Genomic DNA, 6,033 nt, shown 5'->3' on the forward strand with positions numbered 1-6,033 from the left:
CCAGAGCCAGAGCCAGAGCCAGAGCCAGAGCCAGAGCCAGAGCCAGAGCTTCGGGTTTTGTCAGGTCCAGTAGCTGTGTAGATACCTATGGCTATCGCAGGCAAGCCAGCTCCCACAGGGGATTTGTGGTGTTTGGGATAACGCTTACAAATCGCTAACACAGGTTTTTTCCTGACCATCACGTCAAGGCGTAGAATCCGCCGTCCTTGCGCCTTCCTTTATTCCTGGACACCCGTACGTGAACACTGCCACCGCCGCCCTCACCCGCCCCGCCCGCATCAGCCGGGAAGTGCGCGACCTGTTGACGCTCGCCCTGCCGATCATGATCGGCCAATTGGCCACCACCGCGATGAGCTTTGTCGATGCGGTGATGGCCGGGCGTGTCAGCCCCCAGGATCTGGCGGCGGTGGGCCTGGGCAATTCGATCTGGATTCCGGTGTACTTGCTGATGTCCGGCACCCTGCTGGCCACTACGCCCAAAGTCGCCCAGCGTTTCGGCGCCGGTCACTTCAGCGAGATCGGGCCATTGGTACGTCAGTCGCTGTGGCTGGCAGTGGTGGTCGGAATCATGGGCGCGCTGTTGCTGTTGTGCGCCGAGCCGATCCTGCACGCCATGAAGGTCGAAGCGGACCTGATCGCGCCGTCCATGGGCTACCTGCACGGCATCGCCGCCGGCATGCCAGCCATCGCGCTGTATTACGTGCTGCGCTGCTTCAGCGACGGCCTGGGCCGCACGCGGCCGAGCATGGTCATGGGCCTGTTTGGCCTGGCGCTGAATATTCCGCTGAACTACATCTTCATCTACGGTCACCTCGGCCTGCCGGCCATGGGCGGCGTAGGCTGCGGCTGGGCCACGGCCATTTCGATGTGGGCGATGGCGATTGGCCTGGCCGTGTGGACACGTTTCGGGCCGGCGTACCAGAGCAGCGAGTTGTTCAAGCACTTCGACTGGCCGCAATGGGCGGTGATTAAGCGCATTCTGGGCATCGGCCTGCCAATTGGCGTCGCGATATTTGCCGAATCGAGCATTTTTGCGGTGATTGCGCTGCTACTGGGCAGCCTGGGGGCCACCGTGGTGTCCGGCCATCAAATCGCTCTGAACATCAGCTCGCTGGTGTTCATGATCCCCTACTCCCTGAGCATGGCCGTCACCGTGCGCGTCGGCCAGGCCCTGGGCCGCGGCGAGCCGCGTGAGGCACGCTTTGCCGCCGGGGTCGGCATGGGCACCGCGGTGGCCTACGCCTGCCTATCGTGCAGCCTGATGCTGGTGTTTCGCGAGCAGCTGGCGGCGATCTACACCCCGGACCCGGTGGTGATTCACTTGGCATCGACGCTGATCGTGTTTTCCGCGCTGTTCCAGTTTTCCGACTCGATCCAGGTCACGGCGGCCGGCGCACTGCGTGGCTACCAGGACACCCGGGTGACCATGGTGCTGACGCTGTTTGCCTATTGGGGCGTGGGGCTGCCGGTCGGCTATGCGCTGGGGCTCACCGACTGGCTCGGCGCGCCAAGCGGCCCGAGCGGTTTGTGGCAGGGCCTGATCGTCGGCTTGAGCTGTGCGGCGGGGATGTTGCTGGTGCGCCTGGCGCGCAGTGCACGCCGACGCATTCGCGCGGCCAAGGCCGTGGGTTAAGCGGACTTCTTGCGAATCCAGTACAGGTACGTACCGGCCTGTTCCTGCTGATCCACCAGTTCGTGATCAAGGAACACGCAGAACTTGGGAATATCGCGTCGGGTCGACGGGTCGGTCGCGATCACCTTGAGCAAGCCGCCGGGCGGCAGGTCGCGAATGTGCTGGTGCAGCATCATCACCGGCTCGGGGCAGTTGAGGCCGGTGGCGTCGAGGATGCCGTCGACCGGAAGATCCTGGGATTGGCTCATATCTCACTCCTGAAAACGGCCCGCTCTTGTGTGGGAGCGGGCTCCCACAGGGGGGTTTTGTGGTCACTTCAAGTATTCAGCGGTTCTTGGGTTTCTTGGCGGTTTCCAGGCGGCGCAGGTGGCAGGTCACTTCCTCACGGTCGTGATACAGCTGCTTGCAACCAATCTCCACCCGAATGCCGCGCGCCTTGAAGCCCTCTTCAATGCGCTCCAGCAAACGCTTCACTTCAGCATAACGCTGCTTCATCGGCAGCTTCAGATTCACCACCGCTTCACGGCAATGCCCTTCGCCAATCCAGGTTTCCAGCAGCGCTGCGTTGCGCGCCGGTTTCTCGACGATGTCACACACCATCCAGTCCACCGGCTGCTTGGGCACGAAGGTGAAACCGTCAGCCATCAGGTGCTGCACCAGGCCGGTGTCCATCAGGCTTTCGGCCATGGGGCCGTTGTCGATGGCGGTCACCAGCATGCCCCGGTTGACCAGTTGCCAGGTCCAACCGCCCGGCGCGGCGCCGAGGTCGACGCCGGTCATGTCGCCGTGCAGGCGCTCGTCCCACTGGTCACGAGGGATGAAATGGTGCCAGGCCTCTTCCAGCTTGAGGGTCGAACGGCTTGGCGCGTCACGTGGGAACTTGAGACGCGGGATGCCCATTGGCCACATCGCCGAGTTGTTCGACTCGGCCAGGCCCATGAACACTTCGCGGCCGCTCTTGAAGGTCAGCAGCAGGCGCGGCTTGCTCGGGTCGTCCACCAGCTTGCCGGCGTTGAGCAACGCCTTGCGCAGGTGCACTTCGAATTTCTTGCAGAAGTTCGACAGCTCTTTGCCATCGTTGGTGTCGACCATCTCCAGCCACAGGCTGCCGCACACCGGGAATTCGCGCAGGTGGGCGAGGATCACGCTGATGCGGTCGGTTTCCGGCAGGTCGATGAACACCCCGCGCGCCCACTGCCGTGGGAAGATCAGCTCGGCAAAACGCTGGCCGTGCATCAGGCGCTGGGCGCCGTCTTCTTCGGTGCAGACAAATTCGGCGCAGGCGCTGCCGGTCTTGGCCTTGGCGTAGCCGGAAACGTTCAGGCGCGCGGCGTGTTCCGCGATCTCGGAACAGACTTCGCCTTCAAAACCCGGGCGGCAGTGCATAAAAAGGGTGTTCATCAACTCTCCTGGCAACTGGCTTGCTGTAGCGCAAGGCCTGTCATGAAAACGCGCGCATGATAACTGAGTTCGGAACCTTGGACTTAACCATAGAGTCCAGTTATTAGCCTGCTAATGAAAACAGGGCTAGCTTTATAGCTCTGTCCGTCCCGTCAGGTCCGTAGCCGTGCGGATCATAAGGAGTCGCGTCATGTCATCGCTTGATAGCCTGAAAACCCTTAAAACCCTGGAAATAGACGACAAGACCTACCACTACTTCAGCCTGCCCGAAGCCGCCAAAAGCTTGGGCGACCTGGACAAGCTGCCGATGTCGCTCAAGGTGTTGCTGGAAAACCTGCTGCGCTGGGAGGACGACAAGACCGTCACCGGCGCCGACCTCAAGGCCATCGCCGCCTGGCTCAAGGAGCGCCAGTCCGACCGCGAGATCCAGTACCGCCCCGCCCGAGTATTGATGCAAGACTTTACCGGCGTCCCCGCCGTGGTCGACCTGGCCGCCATGCGCGCCGCCGTGGCCAAGGCCGGTGGCGACCCGCAGCGCATCAACCCGCTGTCGCCGGTGGACCTGGTGATCGACCACTCGGTGATGGTCGACAAATTCGGCAACGCCGACGCGTTCGAACAGAACGTCGATATCGAAATGCAGCGCAACGGCGAGCGCTACGCCTTCCTGCGCTGGGGCCAGAGTGCCTTCGACAACTTCAGCGTGGTGCCACCGGGCACCGGCATCTGCCACCAGGTCAACCTCGAATACCTCGGCCGCACTGTGTGGACCAAGGACGAGGACGGCCGCACCTACGCGTTCCCCGACACCCTGGTGGGTACCGACTCCCACACCACCATGATAAACGGCCTCGGCGTACTCGGCTGGGGCGTGGGCGGCATCGAAGCGGAAGCGGCGATGCTCGGCCAGCCGGTGTCGATGCTGATCCCGGAAGTGATCGGCTTCAAGCTCACCGGCAAGCTCAAGGAAGGCATCACCGCCACCGACCTGGTGCTGACCGTGACGCAGATGCTGCGCAAGAAAGGCGTGGTGGGCAAATTCGTCGAGTTCTATGGCGACGGCCTGGCTGACCTGCCGTTGGCCGACCGCGCCACCATCGCCAACATGGCACCGGAATATGGCGCCACGTGTGGCTTCTTCCCGGTGGATGAAGTGACACTGGACTACTTGCGCCTGTCGGGCCGTCCGTCAGCCACCGTCAAGCTGGTCGAGGCCTACACCAAGGCCCAGGGCCTGTGGCGCAACGCCGGCCAGGAACCGGTGTTCACCGACAGCCTGGCCCTCGACATGGGCAGCGTCGAAGCCAGCCTGGCCGGGCCGAAACGCCCGCAGGACCGGGTGTCGCTGCCAGATGTCGGCCAGGCATTCAGCGACTTCCTCGACCTGCAATTCAAACCGGCCAGCAAAGAGGTCGGGCGCCTGGAAAGCGAAGGCGGCGGCGGTGTTGCCGTAGGCAATGCCGACTTGGTAGGTGAAGCCGATTACGACTTCGAAGGCCAGACCTATCGCCTGAAAAACGGCGCCGTGGTCATCGCCGCGATCACGTCGTGCACCAACACCTCCAACCCCAGCGTGATGATGGCCGCCGGTCTGGTGGCGAAAAAAGCCGTGGAAAAGGGCCTCACCCGCAAACCCTGGGTCAAGACCTCCCTGGCGCCCGGCTCCAAAGTGGTCACCGACTACTACAAGGCGGCGGGCCTGACCCACTACCTCGACACGCTCGGCTTTGACCTGGTGGGTTATGGCTGCACCACCTGCATCGGCAACTCCGGCCCGCTGCCCGAGCCGATTGAAAAAGCCATCCAGAAGGCCGACCTGGCCGTAGCCTCGGTGCTGTCCGGCAACCGCAACTTCGAAGGCCGCGTGCATCCGCTGGTGAAAACCAACTGGCTGGCTTCGCCGCCGCTGGTGGTGGCCTATGCGTTGGCCGGCACCGTGCGCATCGACATCAGCAGCGAGCCGCTGGGCAACGACCAGAATGGCAAGCCGGTGTACCTCAAGGACATCTGGCCCAGCAGCCAGGAAATCGCCGACGCGGTGGCCCAGGTCAGCACCGGTATGTTCCACAAGGAATACGCCGAGGTGTTTGCCGGTGACGCGCAGTGGCAAGCCATTGAAGTGCCACAGGCCGCGACCTATGTGTGGCAGAAGGACTCCACCTACATCCAGCATCCGCCGTTCTTCGACGATATAACCGGGCCTTTACCGGTCATCAAGGATGTCCAGGGTGCCAATATCCTGGCCCTGCTGGGCGACTCGGTGACCACCGACCACATCTCCCCCGCCGGCAACATCAAGGCCGACAGCCCGGCCGGCCGCTACCTGCGCGAGCAGGGCGTGGAGCCGCGCGACTTCAACTCCTACGGCTCACGCCGGGGCAACCATGAAGTGATGATGCGCGGCACCTTTGCTAACATCCGCATCCGCAACGAAATGCTCGGCGGCGAGGAAGGCGGCAACACGCTGTATATCCCCACCGGCGAGAAAATGGCGATTTACGACGCGTCGATGCAGTACCAGGCGGCGGGTACGCCGTTGGTGGTGATTGCGGGCCAGGAATACGGCACCGGCTCAAGCCGCGACTGGGCGGCCAAGGGCACGAACCTGCTGGGGGTGAAGGCGGTAATTGCCGAGAGTTTCGAGCGCATCCACCGTTCCAACCTGGTGGGCATGGGCGTGCTGCCGTTGCAGTTCAAGCTGGATCAGAACCGCAAGACCCTCACGCTCAGCGGCAAGGAGCAGATCGATATTCTCGGGCTGACGGGTGCGGAGATCGTACCGCGGATGAACCTGACGCTGGTGATTACGCGGGAGGATGGCAGTCAAGAGAAGGTTGAGGTGTTGTGTCGGATCGATACGCTTAACGAAGTGGAATACTTCAAGGCGGGGGGGATCTTGCACTACGTCCTGCGCCAGCTGATCGCCAGCTAAAGAGCAGTGGAGATCAAATGTGGGAGCGGGCTTGCTCGCGAATGCGGTATGTCAGTCACAGATATTT

Annotated in this window: 4 protein-coding genes; 2 read left to right on the top strand and 2 right to left on the bottom strand. The window is 62.8% G+C overall.

What is annotated here, in order from left to right; genetic code table 11:
- Window positions 1-238 precede the first annotated feature (238 nt).
- On the top strand, window positions 239-1,633 hold the full coding sequence (locus NUV89_RS26800; RefSeq protein WP_257783686.1) for an MATE family efflux transporter: 1,395 nt from the start codon (window positions 239-241) through the stop codon (window positions 1,631-1,633).
- On the opposite strand, the gene tusA is transcribed toward NUV89_RS26800, so the two are convergent.
- Both tusA and rlmM read right to left on the bottom strand, forming a co-directional pair.
- Entirely contained in the window at window positions 1,630-1,881 is a 252-nt protein-coding gene (tusA, locus tag NUV89_RS26805) for a sulfurtransferase TusA (protein ID WP_017737323.1), read from the bottom strand. The two genes, NUV89_RS26800 and tusA, sit on opposite strands and share 4 nt — an antisense overlap.
- Window positions 1,882-1,957: 76 nt before the next feature.
- Complete coding sequence (gene rlmM, locus NUV89_RS26810) at window positions 1,958-3,034, bottom strand: 23S rRNA (cytidine(2498)-2'-O)-methyltransferase RlmM (protein WP_124528025.1); 1,077 nt, start codon at window positions 3,032-3,034, stop codon at window positions 1,958-1,960.
- Window positions 3,035-3,224: 190 nt separating this feature from the next.
- Here rlmM and acnA point away from each other — a divergent pair, with 190 nt between their 5' ends.
- Window positions 3,225-5,966, top strand: coding sequence for an aconitate hydratase AcnA (gene acnA / locus NUV89_RS26815; RefSeq protein WP_257783687.1), 2,742 nt, complete (start codon window positions 3,225-3,227; stop codon window positions 5,964-5,966).
- The last annotated feature ends 67 nt before the right edge of the window (window positions 5,967-6,033 follow it).

It is taken from the genome of Pseudomonas sp. 18.1.10 (genome assembly GCF_024655625.1).
GTDB lineage: Bacteria > Pseudomonadota > Gammaproteobacteria > Pseudomonadales > Pseudomonadaceae > Aquipseudomonas.